This is a genomic window from Xanthomonas sp. 3498 (genome assembly GCF_014199795.1).
Classification (GTDB): domain Bacteria; phylum Pseudomonadota; class Gammaproteobacteria; order Xanthomonadales; family Xanthomonadaceae; genus Xanthomonas_A; species Xanthomonas_A rydalmerensis.
This window is the reverse complement of record NZ_JACHOH010000002.1, coordinates 529,391-551,160: the sequence shown is the minus strand read 5'-3', so window position 1 is coordinate 551,160 and position 21,770 is coordinate 529,391. Positions and strand designations below refer to the sequence as shown.

Genomic DNA, 21,770 nt, shown 5'->3' with positions numbered 1-21,770 from the left:
TAGCCATTCAATCGCCCTCTAATTTTTATACAGTATAGTTATGACAATTTAGCCACGAGCAATTAACGCCTTAAAACCTTGCTGCTCCCAGGTTTCGCCAAACGAAATAGTTTTGATCCGCAAACGAGTAAATGGCTCGACCTAGCAGCCCGGTGAGTTTGCATAAGGACGTAAAAAGCCACTCAATTTTTGTTGACGTTTGGCCAGCCCGTCGTATCTGTACTTCCATTGTAAACAATGGAAGCCAACCAGTGACACATCCCTCGATCGATATTCTCCGCAATTACATTGATGCCCCTTGCGGCCGCTTGGTCTTGGATAGCCTCCAGATAGGCCGAGTCAAGTTCGGAAAAATGACCATCTTCGACCGCGAAGGAGCGTTCAACGCTCAGGACCTTATCAATATGGTCATGAACAAGACGGCTCGCATCCGGAGCGGTAAACACGGCACGCGATACACTGAGCTACTGCCGCCCGGCAGCCCTGCGCGACTCTTGTCCATAGAGATCGGCGACTTCTCAAAGCATCAGCGTCGGCGCCACTTGAAGTCCGCCACTGTCAAGGACTATGCCCGGACATTGAACTTGCTGCTACTGGCGTGCGGCGACATCCCCGTTTCTCACATTGACCACACACACGTTGAACGCCTGTGGGATCTCTTGCGATGGGCCCCGTCTGCTGTGCTCCAGGATCCGAAGTTGCGCGCGATGACCGTGGACGAGGTGATTGCACTAGGCCGATCCACCGGTGTGCAAGGCGTGTCCCACGCCACGCTCAAGAAGCACAACCTTTGCCTGACCAACTTCTTCCGGCGCCTGGTGGCTACCCGCGCCATTCCTGGAAACCCCATGGCAGCGATGGGGAAGATCAAGAAGAGCCTGGTGACCGATCCAAACCGTGGCAAGAAAGCCGAGCGATTCTTAGAGGAAGCCGAACTTCAAAAGATCTTCGATCCAGACGCGTTCATCGCTTGGGCAAAGAAGTGGCCCCATCGCTGGTGGTGCCCGATCTTGGCGCTTTACAGCGGCGCGCGTGTCAACGAGCTCGCACAACTCAAGCTCCACGACATCGTGAACGAGAACGGCATCTGGTGTATCGCTATCCAACTCACGGTCGACGACGACTTGGCAGGCAACGAGCACTTCAAAACCCGCCAGACAGTAAAAGGAGCGTCGGCTCTCCGGCGGATTCCCATCCATCAAGCGGTGCTCGATGCCGGCTTTCTCGACTTCATCGAGGACATTAAGGCGTGCGGCCATCCTCGGCTATTCCCCCATCTGTCTGCGGGTGCCTGCGAGGCGTCAGGTGAAACCAATGCGCGCTACAGTCAAGGTTTGGTCATCCAGTTCAGCGCATACCTCAAGACGCTAGGCTTTGGCAAAGGGCTTGGCTTCCATACCTTCCGCCACACGCTTTCCACCAAACTCAAGCATGCCCGGGTTCCCCAGGAGGACATTGCCACGATTACGGGGCACTCCGAGAACAATCGCTTCCCTGTGTTGAACCTCTATCAAACCGCGGAGAACCCCGAAGAGCGGACCCGCCAGGTAGCTGCCTTGCAACGATACAACCCACCGGTAGCGCTTCCGAAATATGAGCGAGGCCAGTTCAAGAAGCAGTTGGGCAAAGACGCGAAGTTCTATCCATGATTGATGCTATTGGCAGAGCACACCGGCGCTCTCATATGAACGCCGCTGCTTCTTAAGCCTGATGCGTTCGTGAATCGGCCGGCGAGGTCCGTTCGATTTGTGCTCGGCCGGTATGAGCAAGTTCTACCCGTGGTGCTCAGTTGCTGCTTCGCCCGAGTGGCGCCCTGTTGGGCGCCATATCCAATCAGTCGTTCTCTTCGACATCCTGATTGTTGAACCACTCCGCGTAGGGGGTGTTGCGGACGAGGTGGCGATTGAAGTCTTTGGAACCGTCCGTCCACCAAACCGGCCCGCGTTCGCCGAGTCCCACCTTGGCGGCGTTCACCGCTCGTCGAGCCTTGGCGAGGTCATCCGAGCCTCCGGCGGCCTTTGCCGCCTTCACCGCCCGTCGCGCATCCATCAGCTCGTGGACCAAGCGCTCACGTTCCTGGTCACTCAAAGCCGGGTTGGCGGTGCGCCAGAGGCGTCCACGGACGATGAGGTAGCGGCCATCTGGGGTTGTCAAGGAAGCCATGCCCCTACTGTAATTTGTCAGCGCGTTGCTTAAGCGCAACGCCCAACAATCATGGCTTCTTAAAATCCTCAGCGGTTAATGGCTTGAGCTCCAAGTGCCCACGGCGAGCCAAGGCCTTCTTAGCATCCGCTCTTTCTGCGTTGACGCAATCCGGCGTGTCTCGAAGCTCGCCAGGGTTGTCGCGACAACGAGCCAGAACCACCCTTCTTTCTTCACCGTGCTCAGAGTAGTAGCTCACCGTCTTCGGCGTAGCAGCCTGTGCTTGACTGCTTAACGCAAGGCCGCACACCACGCTTACCACGCATGACTGGATCCGCATGACTTCTGCCTCCCATTTTGGAACAACCAACCCATACCGAATCGTCGACATGGACGACGATCCAGACCATATAAAAGACCACCGACCGAAGATTTCCATATCAATTCAGCTCTGGATCGCCGACACCCTTTACAGGCCTTTGACCGCTTCAATTCGACCGACATGGTAACGACTCGACAGTACAGCTTCTGATATTTCGTCTACCAATCCAATGGCCCCTATGGACGCGTAGAGATAGCATGGCTCCATGGAGCGCGGTAAGAGGTAACGGCAATCTGCGCCCCTCCGGATTGTGCAGCTAATCTCTAACCAAGGACATGGTATGCCTCGCGTTCGCCACATTGCAATCCGCAACTTCCGTTCTATCCAATCACTGGACTGGGCTCCCTCTCCGGGCATCAACTGCCTTGTTGGACCTGGGGACAGCGGCAAGTCCACGATTCTGGACGCCATCGATCTCTGCTTGGGTGCTCGCCGTGCGGTGACCTTTGGCGACGTGGACTTCCACGGCCTCAGCGTCGCCGCGCCGCTCTCCATCAAAATCACGATAGGCGAACTGCCGCCCTCGCTCATGGATATCGATCTATACGGCGATTTCCTTCGCGGATTCGATCCAACAGCGGGCACGATTGAGGACGAGCCAAAGGTGGGTTGGGAAACTGTGCTGACACTTCAACTAGTGGTCAACGCCGACCTTGAACCCACTTGGTCGCTATTCTCCGATCGTGCCAGTCGTGATGGCATCGAGCGAAGCCTGCCCTGGAAGGAGCGAACCTTCATCGCTCCGGCGCGAATCGGGCAATTTGCGGCCTCCAACCTATCGTGGAGCCGGGGATCGGTCCTGAACCGATTGACGGAAGACAAGGCCGAGCTGGGCGCGCAGTTGGCCGCTGCTGGGCGTGAAGCTCGCACGAGTTTTGGCACACAGGCCACCCCGCACTTGGCCGCGACGCTGGCTGTCGTGCAGACCACCGCCCAAAGTCTGGGTGTGTCAGTTGGGGCAGCCCCTCAAGCCCTGCTGGATGCCCACGCGGTTTCCATCGGCGAGGGAGCCATCGCTCTTCATGACGAACAGGGCGTCCCCCTGCGCTCTCTGGGGACCGGGTCCTCACGCTTGCTGGTGGCAGGCCTGCAGCGCGCGGCCGCGACAGCCGCCCCCATCGCCTTGGTCGACGAGGTCGAATACGGCTTGGAGCCCCACCGTCTCATGCGGCTACTCGACTCGCTGGGAGCGAAGGACACCAGCCCTCCAGTCCAAGCGTTCCTAACGACCCACTCCCCAGTTGCCCTGCGCGAGCTGTCAGGTCATCAACTCTTCGTTGTTCGCCGCTATTTCGAGCTTCACAGGGTCTGGTTAGCCGGAGCATCGGATGAGGTCCAAAGCACCCTGCGGACGGATCCGGAGGCCTTCCTGGCCAAGTCGATCATCGTTTGCGAAGGCGCCAGCGAAGTGGGCTTTGTCCGCGGCTTAGATCAGTGGGCCATGGCGACTGGCGGGACATCGTTCCTCGCCTTAGGGGGATCCTACGTCAACGCTGGAGGTGGCTCCCCTGACAATGCCTTCGCTCGTGCAGCGGCATTGATGGGTCTGGGCTACCGGGTCTTGGTCTTTATCGACGCAGACAAGGACGCCAAGCCGGGGGTGGCGGAGGACTACACCTCAAATCTCGGAGATTTCGTCACCTGGCGACCAGGGCTTGCCTTGGAAGACGAGCTGTTCCGCCATCTGCCCGACACGTCCATTGATGCGCTCCTGACCAAGGCCAAAGAGTTGGTCGGAGAAGAACTGATGAATCAGCACATCCAGACCAGATCCAACGGCCGATGGACGCTGGCTGCCATTGAGGCGCAAAGACCGGCAACAAACTACTCGACTGAAACGCGAGAGCTTTTGGGTGCAGCCTCACGGATTCGTGGAAGCGGATGGTTCAAATCGCTAACAGCCTACCAAGACATTGTCGTGAACATCGTTTCTCATGGCTACGCAGATGCAGAAGGTGGGTTCAAATCGGTAATCGATAAGTTATGGGGGTTCATGCGTGCTCCCTGAGATCGACCTCCTAGCCATCCAGCGCGGCTCCATCACCGCTCCTGCCGGATGTGGCAAGACGGAGCTGATCACCGCTTCCTTGGCTGGAAAGCCTGAAGGCAAGCCCGTGCTGATCCTGACCCACACCAATGCAGGAGTGGCCGCCCTACGCGCCCGCCTGAAGAAAGCGAAAATCTCTAGCGCGGCCTACCGGCTGTCAACGATCGACGGGTTCGCCATGCGGCTCATCGGCAAGTTCCCTGCGCGCAGCGGCCATCCAGCGGACCTTTTGGAACTAAGCAACCCCGGCGCCGACTACCCCGCCATCCGGCAAGCCGCTCTCACGCTCCTGACCGCTGGCCACCTGCTCCAGGCAGTCACCGCCACCTACGACCGCCTGTGGGTAGATGAATATCAGGACTGCAATACCGTCCAACACGCCTTGGTCCGCGCCCTAGCTGCGATGTTGCCCACGTGCGTATTGGGCGACCCGATGCAAGCGATCTTTGGGTTTGGCAACAATCGACTGGTGGACTGGCGCACAGACGTGCAGCCGTTCTTTGTCCCTTTCGGCGCACTTGGGACCCCTTGGCGCTGGCGCAATGCAGGCACGGAGCCGCTGGGACTGTGGCTGTTGGGCGCACGCATGGCTCTGGAGGCAGGCGGCAGCATTGATCTCCGCACGGCTCCGCCAGAGCTGACATGGATCCAGCTCACCGCAGGTAACGAGGCCACTCAGCGGATGATGGCAGCAAGGACCAACGCACCGGGAACCCAAGGAGCGGTACTGATTATCGGCGACTCAATGAATGTAAGAGGTCGCCACCTACTCACCAGTCAGACGCCAGGTGCAATGGTTGTTGAGCGAGTCGACCTTCCCGAATTAATTTCCTTCGCCAGAGGCTTTGACCTTGGGGATGAGAACGCACTTCAAATACTCGTTCAGTTCATTGCCGAAATGATGACCGGTGTTAGCGCCCCCAATCTGCTTACTCGAGTTGCCAGTCTGCGAAGCGGTCGTGCAAAAAACCCTCCGACCCCCATAGAGGCAGCCGCTATTTCCTTCGAAAACGAGAAGACGATCGGGCGTGCCTTGCACCTCATCAACACACTAGCAAGCTGTGCTGAAACCCGCGTGTATCGACCAGAAATGCTTCAATGTTGTCGATCTGCAATGGAGTCCGTAATCCGTGGGGAACGAGAACTCTTGGCAGCCGTCCTACATGCACGAGAGCGCAACCGGCACTCTCGCTCCCCGATGGCCAGGCGGGCCGTTGGAAGCACTCTTTTGTTGAAAGGATTGGAAGCAGATGTGGCAATCATTCTCGAACCAGAAACCATGAGTGCGCAGCACCTCTATGTCGCTCTCACACGTGGAGCCAAATCCATAGTCGTTTGCTCTTCAAGCCCTGTCATCAAGCCACGTTAGGCCCATCCTAGAGTCCTCAAAACAGACCTTCCACCTAATTTCATAGCAAGGCATCTAAAGATGACAACTTACACCCTTGACGATCATGCAAAAGCAAAGGAAGCATTAGAGCTACTTCGATCCAAGCGAAGTGCTTATTCGGGCAACAACCCCAACAAATTTCGGGCCGACATTGAGACCGCCAAAGCGAGGCTTTCAGATATAGAGTCGACATTGAAAGAAGCAGGAATCCTTCAGCGCACCCCGACCGAACAACGGGACTCCCTATTAGACAAGGCTTTTCCTGAAGCACGCTCCAAGGAAGTTGTGGAATGGCAAGGCAAACGCTTCAAAAAAATCTACACACCCGCCGGCAAAAGTCTCTCTGGCAAAACTGTTCTTAAATGGAACACCCATTGGGAGGAACTTGCCGATTAAAGCAAATACATACAGACACTCATTCTCGCCGCACCCAACTCGATCAGTAAACCTTAAATCGGACCACGAAAAATGAAAATCGAAGAACTGATTCGCCTCAATAAATTTGAGCTTTGTTTAATTTTACTGCGCGAATGGTCGGAATTATCCGATTTACGCTTAAAGATTTCAAACCGCTCGCCCACATGGGAGCAAGCAATTAGCAATCCAAGCTACATAAAAAATATGGATTGGCTGGACTACAACGCTTTCAAGCGCCAGGTCACACTTCAGGTTTCAAGATACATCAAAGATGCAAAAAATTTTGGGGCCAAACTTGAAATAATTATTTGCAGGCAATTTGATTACTGCAAAAAGACCAACCTTCCTGTATCCACGATCATGACCGGACTTGCCAAGGCACTGTCAGATTCGCTACCTGAAAATGTCGCGAACGTCATCGCAGCGCTCCTTTTTAGCCATGATGCTTTGAGGATTCTTTGCAAATGCGCACCAAGCCCCTAGCCCTATATTGATAGATTTTTCGCTAGCAATGGATGACCTCTACGCATATGTACTGGCCCGAGCCGCGGCAAGCTATCAAATCGATTTCGATATTCCTCCACCTCCCACAGCCAAGCCTCCTGCATTTCGTAGTTCGGGCTGTAAAGCACCCAAATCAATCGGTCCCACTCGTAGTTCGACGGCTTCGGCACCCAGGTCACCTTGCTGCCCCGCTTTCCGCTTGGCCGATTACCCTTCACTTGGTAGCGAAGACCTTCGTAGACGAAGTCATAGCCCCTCCGGACTGCGGTCGCACCACGCATGCAAACTGAGTAGTCAGCCAGGGAGCACCCCAGCAACACGGCGGCGTCGTATTCGGACAAGGCAGAAGTAATGGACGGAGCGTTCCCAAACGCAGCTTCCCATGACAGGGCTGCGTCCACCAACTGCTGGCGCAGGTTCTCCATCGCTACTTCTTCAGCCCCAGCCAGGTCAGGAGCACTGCAAGAGCGATCGCGGACAGAACACCAATCGCGGCCTTGCCCAGGTTGTCGGCCAGCCAAGAGCCTAGCCTGCGATAGATGCTGTCCTCACCCGGCGGCGCGTGAATGTATCTCCGGGTCACGTCCGACCCTTCGTCCACCAAGTCTTCGTTCCCCCATGAGAAGCTACCTATCAAAAATACCCCCCCTCCTTGGCTATTGAGCTCATCTGTGCGACGCCGATCCGCGTCTTGCAGCCTGTTGAAGGTGGACTCTGCAGCCTCGACCGTCACCCGGATCGAGGTCCAGGTGATGTCGCGAGTTTGAACCACCTTGTGATCGCTCAGCAGAACAGCCTTGCCTTGCTTGTAGGGCCGCACGAACCGCTTCTTTAGGTCGCGGGGTGTCAGATCAACGAACAGCGCCTGCTTCTTGTCGCTGCCTTTGAGCGTCACGAATACATGGTGAAAAGCCTCCTTACTCTCACTGGCTGTCATAGCTCACCGTCTACCAATTCAAAAATTTGCCTTTGTGCAGGCCGATTGCTTACGGATGAACCGTGAGCGTTGTTACGGTGGTTCGGTCAAATGGCTTTTGATGAGATCCAGCACTGCCTGCTGCCGCGCAGCAGGCAACCGAGCGACAAGTAGGATCACCTCGGCCAACACGTCCGAACTGGCGTGGAAATACGCCGGCGGCACGCCAAGCGCATCGCTCAACGCGGCGAGCGTTTCATGATCGGGCTCCCGCTCCCCCCGCTCGTAGCGGGATAGGCGTGACGAGGCAGCTTTCTCGTTCATCCCCAGCAGCGCTCCCAGTTGGACTTGCGACAAGCCCGCCACGCGCCGGGCCGCTCGCAAGCGACGGCCAAAGACAGAACTCGGAGGCAGGGATGCGGGCATGGAGATCTAAATTGGGGCTGACCTCCAAGTCTGCACCGACTAGCATCCTAACGCACTTATCTGCCAATATGGCAGATACATCCACAAAAGTCGCGAGGGTCTATGGCACTTCAGGAAAAGCTGGCATTCGTAGCATCTCTGGCATTGATGTTGGCTGTTCCTATCGCTGCCCACGCCCAAGACGGCTCCGACCCCAAGCCGGGCTTCTTCCGTCAGCTCGGCGGGAGCCTCAAGGACGCCGGCAAGCAGATGGTCGGCATCAAGCCGAACGCGGGGAGCAAGTCCACCGCACAGGCCGGCGGTTCCGGTGCCCTCTACACGTCCCTCAGCGGCGCCGGGAAGCTGCCCGGCCTCTTCAAAGGCGACAACCACCAGGCCGCCCAGGCCGGCCGCCTGGACTGGCCCAGGGTCGCGCTGACGTTCACCGAGTGGGGCGTCTCGCTGCCCTGCTGGACCGTCGAGGCCCGCATCTGGACCGACCCTGCGAACTCGAGCATGGAGACCTTCCGGGCTTGTGCCGACGCCCCGCTGACCGACACCGACGACCTCGGCGAGACGGCCGAGCTCAACACCTCTGCTCTCTGGAAGGGACGCGACACGCTCAACGGTGTCCGGGTGCCGCCCAGCAAGCCGAACACCGGTGCCCAGCGCTCCATCGGCCCCAACCCGCCGGCGCAGCCCTTCGTGGTCAACGTCGGCCGACCGGGCATCGCCGATCGCGCCGTCGACGTCGCCCTGCGGGTGGCATGGGTCTCTGGCTTCCTCCAGACCGCGGATCTCCATCCGGGGGCCAGCGGCCTGCTGACGCCGTTCAAGGACAGCCGGCTCTGGATCGCGGGGTTCAAGCCGGACGGCAACCGCGACAAGCAGTAGTCCCTGACCTCTCCCGCTTCCCCATCACCATCCCTCAGCAAGGAACGACATGAAAAATGCATGGATCGGCCTGGTCGCATCGACCATGGCCTTGGGCCTCACCGCCTGCAGCGGCAAGCCGTCGGCCGACGACGCCAAGGAAGCGTTCGTCAGGCTGCTTCAGCAGAGTGGCGCTGGCCAGGTCACCGACATCCAGAACTTCGAACTCACCGGCTGCGTGGAAGCCGAAGGCGTGGACGGCTACCGCTGCGATACCCGCGGCCAGGCCATGCTCAACATTGAGGGCCGGCAGGTGCCGATTCCGCTGAGCAAGAACCTGCGCTACGTGCGGGAATCTGGAACTTGGAGGGCCTACGCGAAATGAAGACCAACCTTGACCCGATGGCCGGCACGCCGGTGGGTGCTGCGAGCGGGTTCCGTGGGGACGGCGAGCCGCGCGCCGCCTCCAGGAAAGTCCTGACGCCCCACAACCGTTTCTTCTGGTGGTTCTCGTGGACCCTGCTCCTGCTCGGGCCGTTTGGCTTCATCGTCGGGCCGCTGATGGCCCGGCGCGGCCTGCGGAAAGCGGAGCGCTTCTACCCGCAAGAAGCCTACGCAGCTCGGCAGCGCGACCAGGGGTTCACTGCTGGACAGTGGTGGGTGATGACGCCACTGGCATTGATGGGAGCCTTCTGGATCTTTTCGCTCCTGAGCGGATTGCCGATGGTGTTGCTGGTGCTGTGGGTGCAGCTGACCAGTTGATTCCGATAGGGCATCCGCATCAAAAAAGCCCGGCAATCCGGGCTTTCTTTGTTAGGCGTCTTAGCTTCTAAACGGGGCACCATAGCGCGTGCTCAGCTACGCGTCGCCGTCATACCTAGCAGAGCAGGGCACGCCGACGAGCAGCTTGATCATCCGCTGGCGAGATAAACTAACCACGGCTACCGACTTCAAGCGGCTTCGTGATGCTCTTTTGGCACTACAGACAAACGCAGTTCGAGAGAATCAAGAACCGCATCAAGTGTAGCGAGCTCAGGATTCCCATCGGTGGAGAACGCGCGATAGGCACTTGTCCTGCTGCTCAGCCCAGCCCGAGCGACAATCGTGCCCATGCCATGAGCTTTCATCACGTGCCCTAGGCCAGCCAAGAAAAGCTCCTGACCACCTTCTTCAATGCATGCGTCCAAGTAGGCAGCAACCATCTCCAGATCCTCAAGGTGATCACTTACATTGAATGCGTGAGAGCCTGCCATGACCTTTTCCTCTGAGGTTGAGCGTTCAAACTATTTCATCACTGTCGGCGCCAAAGTCAACGCAGCCAGGATGTCATCCTGTTGTGTGGACTTGTCTCCGCCTCCCAACAAGATTACGAACGTATCGCCCTTCTCGATGAAGTAGAGGCGAAGACCGGGTCCCCAGTTGATCCTTGACTCCGACACACCATCGCCCACAGGCTCACAGTCTCCAAAATTCCCGCGCTCCATATTGGTAATTCGCGCAAGAACTTTGACTTTGCTCGCCCTGGAGATTCCCTTCAACCATTGATCGAACTCTAAAGTCGACAGAACACTCGGCATGAACACTGTCTCTCATAAGCGACACCCTGTCAAGCGAATGCATGAATACGAGATCCCTGCTTCGCCACTATTCACCTCCACCGCCTCTCCCTCCGAGGCTTCGCGAGCCGATGCTCCATTCAGAAGTGCATTGGACGTCTAAAGAAGCCTACGTCGGCTGCTCTTGGACTAGAAGCTCCTTCACCCGCTTAAGCGACTCTTTTTGAGTTGTGGGTGGCAACCTGAACACCACCAATATGACTTCTGCCAACAGGTTAGGCAAGGGCGCGCCGCCCCCAGGAAAGTCCTGACGCCCCATAACCGGTTCTTCTGGTGGTTCTCGTGGACCCTACTCCTGCTCGGGCCGTTTGGCTTCATCGTCGGGCCGCTGATGGTCCGGCGGAGCCTGCGAAAAACGGAGCCTCTATCCGCAAGAAGCCTACGCGGCTCGGCAGCGCGACCGGAGGTTCATCGCTGGGCAGTGGTGGGTCATGACGCCACTGGCATTGATGGGAGCCTTCTGGGTCTTCTCGCTCCTGAGCGGGCTGCCGATGGTGTTGCTGGTGCTGTGGGTGCAGTTGACCAGCTGATCGAGCGTCAGTCCTCGCCCCTTCATGACGCTCTCCCCTGACTGGTATATCAAGGCCAAGGACAGGGGGACTTACAGAGGAAAGGAGATGGGTTCTATCTGCGCAAGAGTGTCCGGGTTGGCGCCTTTCGATTCAACGTATCGAAGGGCGTCGTCGGCGTTTCGGTTGGCATCAAAGGCTTGCAGGTAGGAAGCCGCCCCCGAGGCAACTACCTCCACTTCAAAACTTTTTACCCATCTTGAACCCTCTACGCTCCAATGCTTCTTCAAGAACGGGCCTTTCTTCCTCAGGCACTTCCTGGATGGATTGGTCCGCATCGCAATGGTCAATCAAAAGATCGACTACTGCGTGTTGACCAAAATAGGTGGCTCGCTCAAGCGCTGCTGAGCATGGCATACCAGGCCCATTGACCAAAAGGATATGCTCAACAACTCTTTCGAAGCCAAATTCAGAGGCTTGATTGAACACTTCCACGCTAAATCGGCGAGGTTTTTGAAGACTGAGGATTGCAGAAATCAACTGCTCAGCAACCTGTTCATGCCCCATCATTTTGGCCTCAACAAGTGCAAGAACATATGCTTCTTCTGGGTCCGGGAGATTTGCTGCCAAGAGAACGGCGACCATATTCCCATTCCCATTTTTCGCCGCAGTCGGCAAAGCATAAAAAGCTGCCTGAATTGAAGAAGAAACGGGCAAAAGTAGCTTCACCACCTCGGTAAATCCATGAAAGGCAGCATATCGAAGCGCTTCACTATTACTGATTTTTGGATTGCTATACGGGATTAATGCAGCAACCACGTCGACATGCCCTTCTTTTGCCGCTTCAGACAAGGCACGTGAATTTTGAATCCAAGGCTCCGAGTGCGGCAAGAGAAGGTTGACAATATCGAGGTATCCATGGGAAGCCGCTTGAAAAAGAGCTTCTGATTTGTCTGCCTTAGGATCCGAGTAAGGCAACAGCTGCTCAACCACCTCTTTCATTCCCCTTCGAGCAGCATGAGCCAGGGCAATCGAGGTTCTCCCATCAGTAGGCAAGAAGGGCAGAAAGGAGTCAATTAATTTGACTTGATCGACTGCCATGGCTTGAATGATAGCTGCCCACGCCAGCATTTCCTTTTCGCCACAAGCAATCAATTCAACAGCCCTTATGACATTGCCTTCTGTTATGGCATGACGTATTTCCGAAAGATCGTTTGACATATTCATCCCCTGACATTCACTGCTTATAAGTGAAGGGACGCAGCTGTCAAGACTCCATATCACACAGGTTAGGTAATGCTTCGCGTCTAACATGCCATACCTGGCGATGTTCAGAATTACCAAATTAAACTTGGCCGGTTTTTCCGTAATCCAGCAAGGACCAACCCCGAGCCGCTCAAAACGTCTACGAGGATAGACAGATATCTTCCGCCCGGCGCTCCTTCCCCCTGCCAGGTTAGTGCTTGTCAAGGAGCCTGGGCGAAAAAAAGCAAAGCCCTTGCATACGAGGTCTTTTGTCGTCGTTGCTTGAGGAGGTTTTCGCTCCTGTCCCCCGGGCATCGGTGCCGACCGCGCCACCATCCACATTAACTCAAGTCTGGCGAACGGCCGCCGCTAGAAGTGTTTATGGACAGATCCCCCCTAGATGAAATGAAGCGCCTCATGCCGAGCGGATTGCTACGACATCTATCCTGGCACCTCATGCCCGGTGCCATGGTGGCTGGCACCGTCCTATTAGCCCCGACGCAGTGCGTGGCTGCGGACGCCGTCGCACAAGGGCGGGAGCAAAGCCACTGGCTGGTCCGCGTCATGGCGCTGGAGGTGGATGCGGTCCACGTTGCGTCGGAGATCCCCATTATCGGTGGCAAGATCACGATACCCAGCAAGGCGGTGCCAGGGATGGACCTGAGCTACTTCGTCACCGACCACTGGGCGGTCGAGTGCCAGGGCGGCGTGTTCGCTCGCGACTATCGCATCCGGAACTCCCGCATCGGCGACTTCGACGTCGGCACCGTCGAAAGCGGCACTGTCTCGCTGACCGTTCAGTACCACGTGCGTCCCCATGCCACGCTCAGCCCCTACCTCGGGCTCGGGATCAACTACGCATGGCCGCACGCGGTCCGGCCCGCCGGCGGCATCCCCGACTTCGAGGTCCGCGGCGTCACCAGCGCCATCCTCAACCTGGGGGTCGACTACCGCGTGGCAGACCATTGGCGCCTCAGCACGAGCGTGCGCTACGTGAGCAGCCCCGCCTACCGCTTCACAGGGCACGGTTTCGGCGCCGTCGTGGAGGTGGACACCTTGGTGGTCGGCGTCGGCGTCGGCTATCGATTTTGACGTGCGCCACCGACGGAGTCACCGGGACGGTCTCGGGAGACGGCATCCAAGTATCGTTCTGCGGAGAAGTGGGTCGCCATGCTCGACATCGAAACGCTCTACTTCAGTAGCGCCGTAGGCCGAGCGGCCTTCCTGGTGATCTTCGTGGTCACGGTGCTGGGCCAGCCCAAGGAACGCTACCTGCATCACTGGACCGCCGCGCTGCTGGCCTCCACTCTGGGAGCGCTGCTTAGCAGCCAATACCAGGACGGCGCGCTGCTGCCACCATTGGTGGCGCTCGTCGTTTATGTGTTGTTCCTGTCGAGCCTGGCGGCTTCTTGGAGCGGGATCAGGCTGTTCTACGGGCGCACAGCGCCGGTTCGCTGGCTACCGCTGCTAGTCGTACTGCCGAGCGTACTCTACACCGTTGCCGCCATCACGGGCGTCTCGCCGCGGATCACGTTACCTTTCATCTTCCTCGTCGCCGCTCTGCAGTCGGCGCTGGTGTTCCACGAGATCCTGACCACCCCGGATCGGCGGCTGCTCTCGCAGTACGTGGTGGCCCTGGCCTTCGGCTGCTACTTCCTAGTGCTTATCGTGCCGGCCGTCTTGATCCCCTTGGGCCTAATGCCGGCGGATGTCAGCAAGAGTGCGCGCGCGTCGATGATCTTCGACCAGCTCAGCAGCATCCTGGTCTACTTCGGCTACATCGCCATGGCCGGCGAACGCGCCAACCTCGGCTTGAAGCAGCAGGCCGAGAGCGACTCGCTGACCAACCTGACCAACCGCCGCGGCGGCAGCCGCATCCTGGAGCGGCTGCATGCCCGCACGCGATTGGGCGAACCGTGTAGCGTCGTGCTCGGCGACATCGACCACTTCAAGCAGATCAACGACAGCCTCGGCCACGAAGCGGGCGACACCGTACTGGTTGCGCTCGCTGAGCGCCTGGCCAATGGCCTGCGCAAGCGGGATAAAGCCGTACGATGGGGCGGCGAGGAATTCCTGCTCATCCTCCCCGACACAGGCATCGACGACGCCGAACGCTCAGCCGAGCGCCTGCGCGCGCGCATCGCGGCCGAACCGTTCACCATTCACGGGGAGCGGCTTGCGATCACGCTCAGCGTAGGCGTGGCCGAGATCGACCCGGCCGACCCGACGTTCGAGACGGCGATCCTGCGCGCCGACCGAGCGCTCTATCGGGCCAAAGGCGAGGGGCGAAATCGGGTATGCCGGGCTCCGCCGCCGTCCGACTGAAGACGAGGCAGGCGCGGCACCGCTGACACTGTCTCGGAGTGTTGGCCGCCCCGCGTCGGTCGCATCGTTCCTGGGGGATCTGAGGTAGTGCTTGAAGCGCTCCGTGACCACCGCACCAAGCTTGAACTTTCGAATACTATCCCAGCGCAAGTAGCCGGCGTTTCATCTTCACAGCATAGTCCAATCACACTGGGCACCGGTTCAACACTGTCTTCTAGCAAATACGTCGACGTCGACGCTTTTGCAGCAAGCGCTCCGGCTACTTTCATCCTCCCATCGTAAGACGCCCCCATGGCGCCGAGTGCGAACTGTGCAAGCTTTTTTGGCGCACTCTTTAGCACGTGTCCTTTCCAGCATCAGCAGCCAGCGGCGCAGGTTCTAGAGGCGCACCCGCGTGTTCCAGTGGTCTAGTTGAGGCGGTCCTTTGGAGAGCTAGGGCTTGCCCAGACCGGCGGCCAGGTCTTTGCGCCGTGCTCTCAAGGCAACTCCCCCGCTGCAGGATGAGTGATTGGCTGCGCATGCTGATAGTCAGTCGCGGGCGCAGCACCTCGGCTTGGCCAGTGGCGGTCAGGCAGCGGCCATCGGCTAAATCAACGGCAAAGCGCGCTAGCTCGGCAAGCTGATTCAATACCTCAGCCGCGCGGCTCTTCGGAGTGATCGTCGTACGGCTGGGTTATCTTTGCCCCAAGTCACATCTTGAGGCACGCAGAATTGACGGTCGAGCTCGTTGTAGATACAAACGTGAATCCTATTCCAATGCCTTCGGTATCCAAGCGTGAACTCATCCTACTTATCTGCTGCCCAATATAGGCAGAATTTGATCGTCCGCTCAACCTTTGCCAATTTGCACCTGCTTGAACAGGCAGCAGCCCCGTCCCGCCCTCGCGTAGATCTGCGCGCCCCTAAAAGCTTTAAAAGATGTGCTGCTAGGCGATTCCGTATCCTTCTCGCCGTCTTGCTGCTCACCACCTTCGGTAGCGCGACCCAAGCCCATGTAGTCACGCGCAACGAGTGCAACCACACTCTAAAATATGACCGCGTTAACCACGCTGAGTTACGCATACGCACTGTGGACGGACGCCATTTCGGCTTCGACGGTGAAACATCCAGCGCGTCCTATTCCAGCGAGTGTTAGGGCGATGCTGCGGGTATTTGGTGACGACCAATCACCTCGACGGCAACACGATCTGCATCCACCGCGACAATCTCATGTCGGACAAGTAAGTATCTCACGTTACCAGCTCCAACCACGGCATCTGGTTGCGAGTCGAGGAAGAGGCTCCGTGTTGAAACCGCCGCATCCAAGGTGGCTACCAGCAACGTGCGTTCATTCGATTCTTCCACCGCCAAGCGGCCATCCAAGCGACCGGCTGCTACGCTTGGTCTGGCACCGGGCAACCATACATATCTGCGAGAGCTCTGAGTCCACCGGCCGCTTGCCTTGCATTGACGCGGCTCACGCTCGATGCCGGAGTGATACATGCAACGCGGCCCAGAGTGTGTCATCAATCCCCGAGCAGATCGGAATTTGATGACCCGCCCTAGCGGGCGTCGCGCCTTTTGCTTGCGGCCACGAGCGGAGCCGGCTCCAGATAAATCGCCTGCAGACGTTTGCGGTCTTCACGACTCACGCCCAGTCGGCATCGTCCGGTAGAAACTGCCGAACACGCGCAACGCGGTCATTTCCGGGTTGGCCGACGGCGTGGAGAACAACTTGGCGAAACCGCCGGCGCCGAACTCCAGCTTATAGTCGAGGCTGTAGTAGTTGCCGCCGTCGGCGATGCGCTTGGCATCAGTCGGCTCGAGCGCACGCTCTTCCTGCGAACGCAGGTCGCAGATGGTCTTGATGCCGAGCTTCTGCAGGTAGGCATAGTCGGCATCGGTCAGGTCGCTCATCACGCCGGAACGGTAGAGCCTGCCCCACTTGATGCTGCGGCCGTCGGTGGTGCGGTAGCCGCCGAGGTCGCGGAAGTTGACCCCGCCTTCCAGCGGCAGCACGCGTTCGGCGACGACTTCTTTGTGGCCCTCGTTGTCGTCGACCAGCACGTAAGGGCGCGTGCCGGCGGCATGTTCGAGTTCCACGCGGCCGGTGTCGCCGGACGCATCGTCGATCCATTTGGCTTTACCGGGGACCTTGCCCTGGGCATCGCTGAGCATGAGGTCGAGTTTTTCGCCGGCAGCCAGCGCGCCACTCAAGACCACGGCGATCCTGGTCGGCGAAACGCGCTCGACGGCGACGTCGGTCGGCAGCTGCGCCTGCGCGTCGAACGCGACGGCGGCAATTGTGCAGACCAACAGTGGCTTGCTGTTCCTCATGTGATGTTTCTTCAGAAGCGGATGGCGACGTCGAACCCGAAGGTGCGCGGGTCGTTGAAGATCCCATAGGTGCCCAGGCTTGCGGTATTGATGGCATGGAACAGGTGCTCTTCGTCCAGCAGGTTGCGCGACCACAGCGAGAATTCCGCCGTGGCTCCGCTGCTGCCCATTGGCACGTCGATCAGGGCCACACGCGCGTTGACGAGGAAGGAACTGTCGGCGAGCATCTGCTCGACCTCGGTGTAGTAGCCGTCGGACCAGTTGCCGCCGAGGTAAAACTTCAGCGCCGAAGCACCCAGCGGCAATAGGTAGTCGATGCCGACGCTGCCGGCGTTTTTCGGCGCGAACAGCGGCTGCACGGTGACCAGCGGGTTGCCGACCACGTACGGGTTGGGCGCGCTCAGCGGGTCGGCCTTGGTGTAGGCGTAGTCCACGCTCAGGGTCAGACCATCCAGCGGCATGATGCTGAACTCCAACTCCGCGCCCTTGGACTTGCCGTCGGTGCTGGCATTGGTGGTATCGGAAACGTTACGGTTCTGGCCCGGCACCTGCGGCAGGAAGAAGTCCATTTGCCGGTCTTTAATCGTAGTGGAGAACAGCGCCAGGTTCAGGCGCGCGCGGTCGTCCCAGAACTGGGTCTTGGCACCGAGTTCGATCGCTTCGACTTCTTCCGGGCCGAACGCGCGATAACTCATCGAACGAGAGTTGGCGCCACCGGCCTTGAAACCGGTGCTCCACTTGGCGTAAAGCATCGTGTCGTCGCCGAGGTCGTAGGCCACGTTGACCATCGGGTCGAAGCGACTCCACGAGCCTTCGAATGCCAAGTTGGATGCCGCACCGTTCAAGGTGTGCAGCCTCCCTTCCTTGTCGTCCTTGGTCCAGCGCCCGCCGACGGTCAGGTGCAGATCCTCGATCGAGGCCGGAGTCCAGGTGGCCTGGCCGAAGACGCCAAGGCTGTCGGTCCTTGCCTTGCTGGCGCGGTCGATGCGCACCTTGCTCAGGTCCAGCGGTTGGTTGATCACGGTGTAAGCGCTGCCGTCGACATTCCAGCGCAAGGTGTTCGGGGTCTGCGCGTTGTCGCCCACGGTTTCGTGGTAGTAGAACGCGCCGGCGACGTATTCCACCTGCGCGGTGTTGCCGATCAGCTGGAATTCCTGGCTGTACTGGTGCTGGTACAACCGGGCTAGGCTGTAGCGACCGAACTCGCCATTCGGCGCGAATATAGAAATGGCGTCGGTTACTCCATTGTCGAACTGGCTCTGCTCCAGCTGCCGGTAGGAGCTGATCGACTTCAGCTGCAGATCGTCTGACAGCGTCCAGGTCAGGTTCAACAGATGACCATCGGTCTTGCCGACATTCTCTTCTTGCGGCACGCCGATGATGGCCGAGTCACGCCGGTAGTGCTGCAAACCGGCACTCAGCAGCGGACCACGCGGAGCGGTGCCGCCGCCCAGGTATTGGGCATAGTAAGGCGTGGTCGCGTCATAGGAATGGTCGAGCGCGTACAGGGCCTCGAAGTTGTCGCTTGGCTGCCACAGCGCGCTGAGACGTGCGCCGCGTTTGTCGTAACCGTTGAAATCCTCCTGACCGCGCATCGGATTGTCGGTGGTGCCGCCGCGATGCGCCTGCACCGCGTCGATCTTGAAGCTGACGTTGCCCACGCGAGGCAGATCCAGGTGCATGCCGCTGCTGTAGCCATCGTAATTGGAGACGCCGAAGTTGGTCCTCAGTCCGAACTCGCCGGTCGGCGCCTTGGTCACGATGCTGATGGCGCCGCCTTCGGTATTGCGGCCGAACAGCGTGCCTTGCGGCCCCTTCAGCACCTCGATGCGTTCCACGTCGTATAGCGCCGTCCCCAGGCCCTGGGCGCGGCCGAGGAACACGCCATCGACATACACACCCACGCCTTGGTCGCGTGCCGGCTGGTTGGCATCGCTGCTGGCACCGATGCCACGTATGGCGATGTTCAGCGCAAAGCTGCGAGTAGCGAACGGCGCGATACGCAGGGAGGGAATCGAGCCGTCCGCCAGGCTGCCGAGGGAAATCGCGCTGCGATCCTTCAGTTCCTCGTCATTGAGCACCGACACAGAGATCGGCGTTTCCTGCAGGTTGGTCACGCGCTTCTCTGCGCTCACCACGACCTGATCGAGCGTAACCGGTGAGGATGCATGCCGGGTCGCAGTTTCCTGCGGGACTTCCTGCGCGAACACCGGCCAAGTTGCCAACGCAGCCAGCGCCAGAGCGACGGCACGGGAAAGAGGATGACGCATCATGGAGGTTCCTGAAGAGAGTAGAAATAGCCGGCTATCTTGCCAAGCGACATTGACAGTTGAATGAAAGTTAAACGCATTTTTTGGCTACCAACGGCGTGAATTCCGCGGGCGAGCAAAGTCCTGCCATAACGAGGTCCCCTCGAAAAGCTAATACGCCAGAAGCGCCAACTCATCCTTGATGCCACTCGCGAGTGCATCATCTAAGAAGGCTTTGAGGCCACGTCGATGGTGAAGATCGCAGCGCGCGAACGTAAGCACCGGCTTGTGCCCTACCACTACTTCCGGAACAAGCGCGATCGTCTTGGCGTCGTGCAAGATTCTGCAGCGCATCGGCCAAGACAAGCGCCAGATGGTTATGGGTTGACTGCGGCAGCACTACGCCAAGCAGGGGCAAAGCCGTGCTCCGGTCGAACTGCAGCAAATGGCCGCCGACATGATCTACTGCTTTTCCGACGGCTTAGCCCTGAAGTCCGCGCGCGCACCGGGCTTAGACCGAGCACTGAAGCCTTTCTACAGCGCGTAGCACTCCGCTGCTTTTTGTGCACTCCGACCGCTTCAGTAGCATGCGTAGCTTGGACCTGCTCCCGCACCCGCTCCACCCGAGCAGCAAGACCACGCTCAGGGCAATGACCACTATCGTCAAGGCGACACCCAAGGCGCGATTGCGCAGGCTCGCCAAAGCCAAGTTAAGCATCGGACCTCCCGGCGGAGGCCTGGTTGATGTGTTTCAAGTCAATGACCTCATCGAATAGCCCCCGCAGCGACTCATTGTGGCTGACGACAATCGCCGTTGTGTTTGATCGCCGGCACTCGTCGAACATCAGCCGCAGGAAGGAACCGGCCGTGCGCCGATCCAGCGCAGAAGTGGGCTCGTCGGCGAGCAGGATTTCTGGCTGCCCGATCAAGGCTCGCGCTGCAGCAACGCGCTGTTGCTGGCCTACGCTCAGATGCCCGACTTTACGTTCGAGCAAGCTCGGCGCATCGAGCTCCAGTGCACTCAACATACGCACGATCTCTTCATCCAGGCTGCTCGCCAAGCTGGCGCTGTACGCTCTGGAAAAGTGCATGCCCAGCGCGACATTGGCTCGGACGGAAAGGAAAGGCAGCAGGTTGAGCTGCTGGAATACGACGCCGAGATGGTTGGCACGGAAGCGATCCCGTTTGGCGCCGCTCATGTTCCCCAAATCGTGACCAGCGACGATGACGTGCCCCGATTCAGCGGTGATGATGCCGGAGATGAGGGCCAGTAGCGTGCTCTTCCCTGAGCCGCTGGCACCACTCAAGAGTATTTGCTTTCCCTTCGGGATAGCTAGGTGCGGGATATCCAAGACCGGGACGTCCCACGTGTATCCGAACCGGACATCTCTGATTTCAGCAATCGGCGGCACCATCATTTGCCGAATCGCACGCGCATATTGCACCGAGTGACGACAGTCCTGCCCTGCTCCTCTTCAGTGGCTGCATTCACGATGAACTCATGCAATCCCTCAAAGATATCCCGCAAGCGCACCCCGATCTCGGCAAGAGCGGTGGGCACCGTACAGCGGCAATTCTGTTGCGCGGAAAAATCGGCGCGGTGGTGATCTTCATGCGACTGGTCAGCTGCGTGACTTTCCCCGTGACCGGTGCGATCGTCGAAACCTCCCGCTTTCGCGTCGGAGCTGACCAGCGTGCAACGCGCTGCCGGTGACAACTCAAGACAGCCCGAGCGCTTCAACACGGAAAGTACCGTGGCCAACCTGGCCCTCTTATGGGAGGTCGCCGGCGGGCGTTCGAAGTCCAGGATTCCAAATCCGAACGCCTTAGCAGGGCGGTCAAAATACGGTGGTCTATCGCCACATCCAAAGTGGCCTGATCGCGCACGTGGAGTTCGAGGTGCCGGACAGCGTTGGAACTCGCAGAGGCTGATATGCCTAGAAGAAAGACCGGGGGAAGTACTTTCATCAGTTACCCTATAACCGTTACTATATAACATAATGAACCACATGCCTAGCTTTTCGACAAGTGCTGCCGCTCGCACTAGACAGGTAGCGCATTGCATCGCCATCTTGACCTGGCGAGAGCGTGGCTCTCGATTGGTTGCGTAGCGCATTGCATGGTGCTGCGCTCGTTCCCTCATCCCGCCCATGGCGCGATGACGCTTCTGCTGGTGGAGCTGACGCGCGGGAAATGGCTGTTCGCCGCAACGGCGTCGGGGATCGCGCTGGCAACACCTTCGCTGGAACGCCACGCCACGGTCGCCGGCTAGGGCCGATGCTGGCGAGCACTGGCTCCGTCGCCTTGATTGGCGCGTCGGCGTATGGCCCGCGGAAGGAGGCACTGGCGCGGCACGGGGCGGTCGCCGCGGTCGGCGGACTGCTGTTGGCGTCCGCCCACCTCTACAACCGGGTCGCGTTGCGGCAGACCGCTC

The 21,770-nt window shown here is 58.9% G+C and carries 24 protein-coding genes and 1 pseudogene; 14 read left to right on the top strand and 11 right to left on the bottom strand.

Translation table 11 applies throughout. The features are described 5' to 3' along the window. Nucleotides 1–353: 353 nt before the first annotated feature. The gene (locus tag GGR66_RS07505) at nucleotides 354–1,649 is read left to right on the top strand and encodes a site-specific integrase (protein ID WP_255421613.1); all 1,296 of its coding nucleotides are present in this window, start codon (nucleotides 354–356) and stop codon (nucleotides 1,647–1,649) included. A 184-nt stretch (nucleotides 1,650–1,833) separates the two neighbouring features. Here GGR66_RS07505 and GGR66_RS07500 read toward each other — a convergent pair whose 3' ends face one another. Both GGR66_RS07500 and GGR66_RS07495 read right to left on the bottom strand, forming a co-directional pair. Next, nucleotides 1,834–2,163 carry a hypothetical protein gene (locus GGR66_RS07500; protein WP_184447828.1) on the bottom strand — a complete coding sequence of 110 codons (330 nt, stop codon included), beginning with the start codon at nucleotides 2,161–2,163 and terminating at the stop codon, nucleotides 1,834–1,836. Between the two features lie 49 nt (nucleotides 2,164–2,212). Continuing rightward, nucleotides 2,213–2,533, bottom strand: coding sequence for an EexN family lipoprotein (locus GGR66_RS07495; protein WP_255421612.1), 321 nt, complete (start codon nucleotides 2,531–2,533; stop codon nucleotides 2,213–2,215). Nucleotides 2,534–2,804: 271 nt separating this feature from the next. On the opposite strand from GGR66_RS07495, the gene GGR66_RS07490 reads away from it, so the two are divergent. The 4 genes from GGR66_RS07490 to GGR66_RS07475 all read left to right on the top strand — a co-directional run bounded on the left by GGR66_RS07490 (nucleotide 2,805) and on the right by GGR66_RS07475 (nucleotide 6,861). Further along, nucleotides 2,805–4,532, top strand: coding sequence for an ATP-binding protein (locus GGR66_RS07490; protein WP_058360700.1), 1,728 nt, complete (start codon nucleotides 2,805–2,807; stop codon nucleotides 4,530–4,532). Next, nucleotides 4,522–5,940 carry a UvrD-helicase domain-containing protein gene (locus tag GGR66_RS07485; RefSeq protein WP_184447827.1) on the top strand — a complete coding sequence of 473 codons (1,419 nt, stop codon included), beginning with the start codon at nucleotides 4,522–4,524 and terminating at the stop codon, nucleotides 5,938–5,940. The genes GGR66_RS07490 and GGR66_RS07485 overlap by 11 nt, the downstream gene beginning before the upstream one ends. Nucleotides 5,941–6,000: 60 nt before the next feature. Further along, nucleotides 6,001–6,357: a hypothetical protein gene (locus GGR66_RS07480; RefSeq protein WP_155616489.1), complete on the top strand. Its 357-nt coding sequence runs from the start codon at nucleotides 6,001–6,003 to the stop codon at nucleotides 6,355–6,357. Between the two features lie 72 nt (nucleotides 6,358–6,429). Further along, nucleotides 6,430–6,861, top strand: a complete 432-nt coding sequence (locus tag GGR66_RS07475) for a hypothetical protein (protein WP_184447826.1) — start codon at nucleotides 6,430–6,432, stop codon at nucleotides 6,859–6,861. 2 nt (nucleotides 6,862–6,863) lie between these two features. On the opposite strand, the gene GGR66_RS07470 is transcribed toward GGR66_RS07475, so the two are convergent. From GGR66_RS07470 to GGR66_RS07460, 3 genes are all read right to left on the bottom strand, one after another. After that, the gene (locus tag GGR66_RS07470; RefSeq protein ID WP_184447825.1) at nucleotides 6,864–7,307 is read right to left on the bottom strand and encodes a hypothetical protein; all 444 of its coding nucleotides are present in this window, start codon (nucleotides 7,305–7,307) and stop codon (nucleotides 6,864–6,866) included. Nucleotides 7,308–7,309: 2 nt separating this feature from the next. Continuing rightward, nucleotides 7,310–7,777, bottom strand: coding sequence for a hypothetical protein (locus tag GGR66_RS07465; RefSeq protein WP_184447824.1), 468 nt, complete (start codon nucleotides 7,775–7,777; stop codon nucleotides 7,310–7,312). Between the two features lie 114 nt (nucleotides 7,778–7,891). Continuing rightward, a complete protein-coding gene (locus GGR66_RS07460; RefSeq protein ID WP_081049026.1) occupies nucleotides 7,892–8,224 on the bottom strand; it encodes a helix-turn-helix transcriptional regulator in 333 nt (110 codons plus the stop codon). A gap of 102 nt (nucleotides 8,225–8,326) precedes the next feature. On the opposite strand from GGR66_RS07460, the gene GGR66_RS07455 reads away from it, so the two are divergent. Genes GGR66_RS07455 through GGR66_RS07445 form a run of 3 tightly spaced genes read left to right on the top strand, consistent with a single transcriptional unit; the run spans nucleotide 8,327 to nucleotide 9,838 of the window. Beyond that, nucleotides 8,327–9,097, top strand: coding sequence for a hypothetical protein (locus tag GGR66_RS07455; RefSeq protein ID WP_184447823.1), 771 nt, complete (start codon nucleotides 8,327–8,329; stop codon nucleotides 9,095–9,097). Between the two features lie 49 nt (nucleotides 9,098–9,146). Continuing rightward, nucleotides 9,147–9,461, top strand: a complete 315-nt coding sequence (locus GGR66_RS07450; protein WP_184447822.1) for a hypothetical protein — start codon at nucleotides 9,147–9,149, stop codon at nucleotides 9,459–9,461. After that, entirely contained in the window at nucleotides 9,458–9,838 is a 381-nt protein-coding gene (locus tag GGR66_RS07445; RefSeq protein WP_184447821.1) for a hypothetical protein, read from the top strand. The genes GGR66_RS07450 and GGR66_RS07445 overlap by 4 nt, the downstream gene beginning before the upstream one ends. A 188-nt stretch (nucleotides 9,839–10,026) precedes the next feature. Here GGR66_RS07445 and GGR66_RS07440 read toward each other — a convergent pair whose 3' ends face one another. Together GGR66_RS07440 and GGR66_RS07435 are read right to left on the bottom strand one after the other, a co-directional pair. After that, complete coding sequence (locus tag GGR66_RS07440) at nucleotides 10,027–10,329, bottom strand: addiction module antidote protein (RefSeq protein WP_184447820.1); 303 nt, start codon at nucleotides 10,327–10,329, stop codon at nucleotides 10,027–10,029. A 30-nt stretch (nucleotides 10,330–10,359) separates the two neighbouring features. After that, the gene (locus tag GGR66_RS07435) at nucleotides 10,360–10,653 is read right to left on the bottom strand and encodes a type II toxin-antitoxin system RelE/ParE family toxin (protein WP_184447819.1); all 294 of its coding nucleotides are present in this window, start codon (nucleotides 10,651–10,653) and stop codon (nucleotides 10,360–10,362) included. A gap of 286 nt (nucleotides 10,654–10,939) precedes the next feature. Between GGR66_RS07435 and GGR66_RS21160 the strand changes: the two are divergent. Together GGR66_RS21160 and GGR66_RS07430 are read left to right on the top strand one after the other, a co-directional pair. Then, nucleotides 10,940–11,222: pseudogene (locus GGR66_RS21160) on the top strand (hypothetical protein). A gap of 41 nt (nucleotides 11,223–11,263) precedes the next feature. Then, on the top strand, nucleotides 11,264–11,464 hold the full coding sequence (locus tag GGR66_RS07430; RefSeq protein WP_184448094.1) for a DUF4236 domain-containing protein: 201 nt from the start codon (nucleotides 11,264–11,266) through the stop codon (nucleotides 11,462–11,464). On the opposite strand, the gene GGR66_RS07425 is transcribed toward GGR66_RS07430, so the two are convergent. After that, nucleotides 11,442–12,428, bottom strand: coding sequence for an ankyrin repeat domain-containing protein (locus GGR66_RS07425; RefSeq protein ID WP_184447818.1), 987 nt, complete (start codon nucleotides 12,426–12,428; stop codon nucleotides 11,442–11,444). The two genes, GGR66_RS07430 and GGR66_RS07425, sit on opposite strands and share 23 nt — an antisense overlap. Nucleotides 12,429–12,953: 525 nt before the next feature. On the opposite strand from GGR66_RS07425, the gene GGR66_RS07420 reads away from it, so the two are divergent. Both GGR66_RS07420 and GGR66_RS07415 read left to right on the top strand, forming a co-directional pair. Then, nucleotides 12,954–13,538 (top strand): OmpW family outer membrane protein, encoded by a 585-nt coding sequence (locus GGR66_RS07420; RefSeq protein ID WP_184447817.1) that lies wholly within the window; start codon nucleotides 12,954–12,956, stop codon nucleotides 13,536–13,538. Between the two features lie 78 nt (nucleotides 13,539–13,616). Next, on the top strand, nucleotides 13,617–14,771 hold the full coding sequence (locus GGR66_RS07415) for a GGDEF domain-containing protein (protein ID WP_184447816.1): 1,155 nt from the start codon (nucleotides 13,617–13,619) through the stop codon (nucleotides 14,769–14,771). Between the two features lie 1,620 nt (nucleotides 14,772–16,391). Here GGR66_RS07415 and GGR66_RS07410 read toward each other — a convergent pair. The 3 genes from GGR66_RS07410 to GGR66_RS07400 all read right to left on the bottom strand — a co-directional run bounded on the left by GGR66_RS07410 (nucleotide 16,392) and on the right by GGR66_RS07400 (nucleotide 20,754). Then, nucleotides 16,392–17,087: a tyrosine-protein phosphatase gene (locus GGR66_RS07410; RefSeq protein WP_221236366.1), complete on the bottom strand. Its 696-nt coding sequence runs from the start codon at nucleotides 17,085–17,087 to the stop codon at nucleotides 16,392–16,394. A gap of 11 nt (nucleotides 17,088–17,098) precedes the next feature. After that, entirely contained in the window at nucleotides 17,099–19,222 is a 2,124-nt protein-coding gene (locus GGR66_RS07405) for a TonB-dependent receptor (protein WP_326520956.1), read from the bottom strand. Nucleotides 19,223–20,046: 824 nt separating this feature from the next. Then, on the bottom strand, nucleotides 20,047–20,754 hold the full coding sequence (locus GGR66_RS07400; RefSeq protein ID WP_184447814.1) for an ATP-binding cassette domain-containing protein: 708 nt from the start codon (nucleotides 20,752–20,754) through the stop codon (nucleotides 20,047–20,049). An 83-nt stretch (nucleotides 20,755–20,837) separates the two neighbouring features. Here GGR66_RS07400 and GGR66_RS21155 point away from each other — a divergent pair, with 83 nt between their 5' ends. Both GGR66_RS21155 and GGR66_RS21370 read left to right on the top strand, forming a co-directional pair. Continuing rightward, nucleotides 20,838–21,050, top strand: a complete 213-nt coding sequence (locus GGR66_RS21155; protein ID WP_255421610.1) for a hypothetical protein — start codon at nucleotides 20,838–20,840, stop codon at nucleotides 21,048–21,050. A gap of 405 nt (nucleotides 21,051–21,455) precedes the next feature. Next, nucleotides 21,456–21,608: a hypothetical protein gene (locus GGR66_RS21370; protein ID WP_326520955.1), complete on the top strand. Its 153-nt coding sequence runs from the start codon at nucleotides 21,456–21,458 to the stop codon at nucleotides 21,606–21,608. Nucleotides 21,609–21,770: the final 162 nt, after the last annotated feature.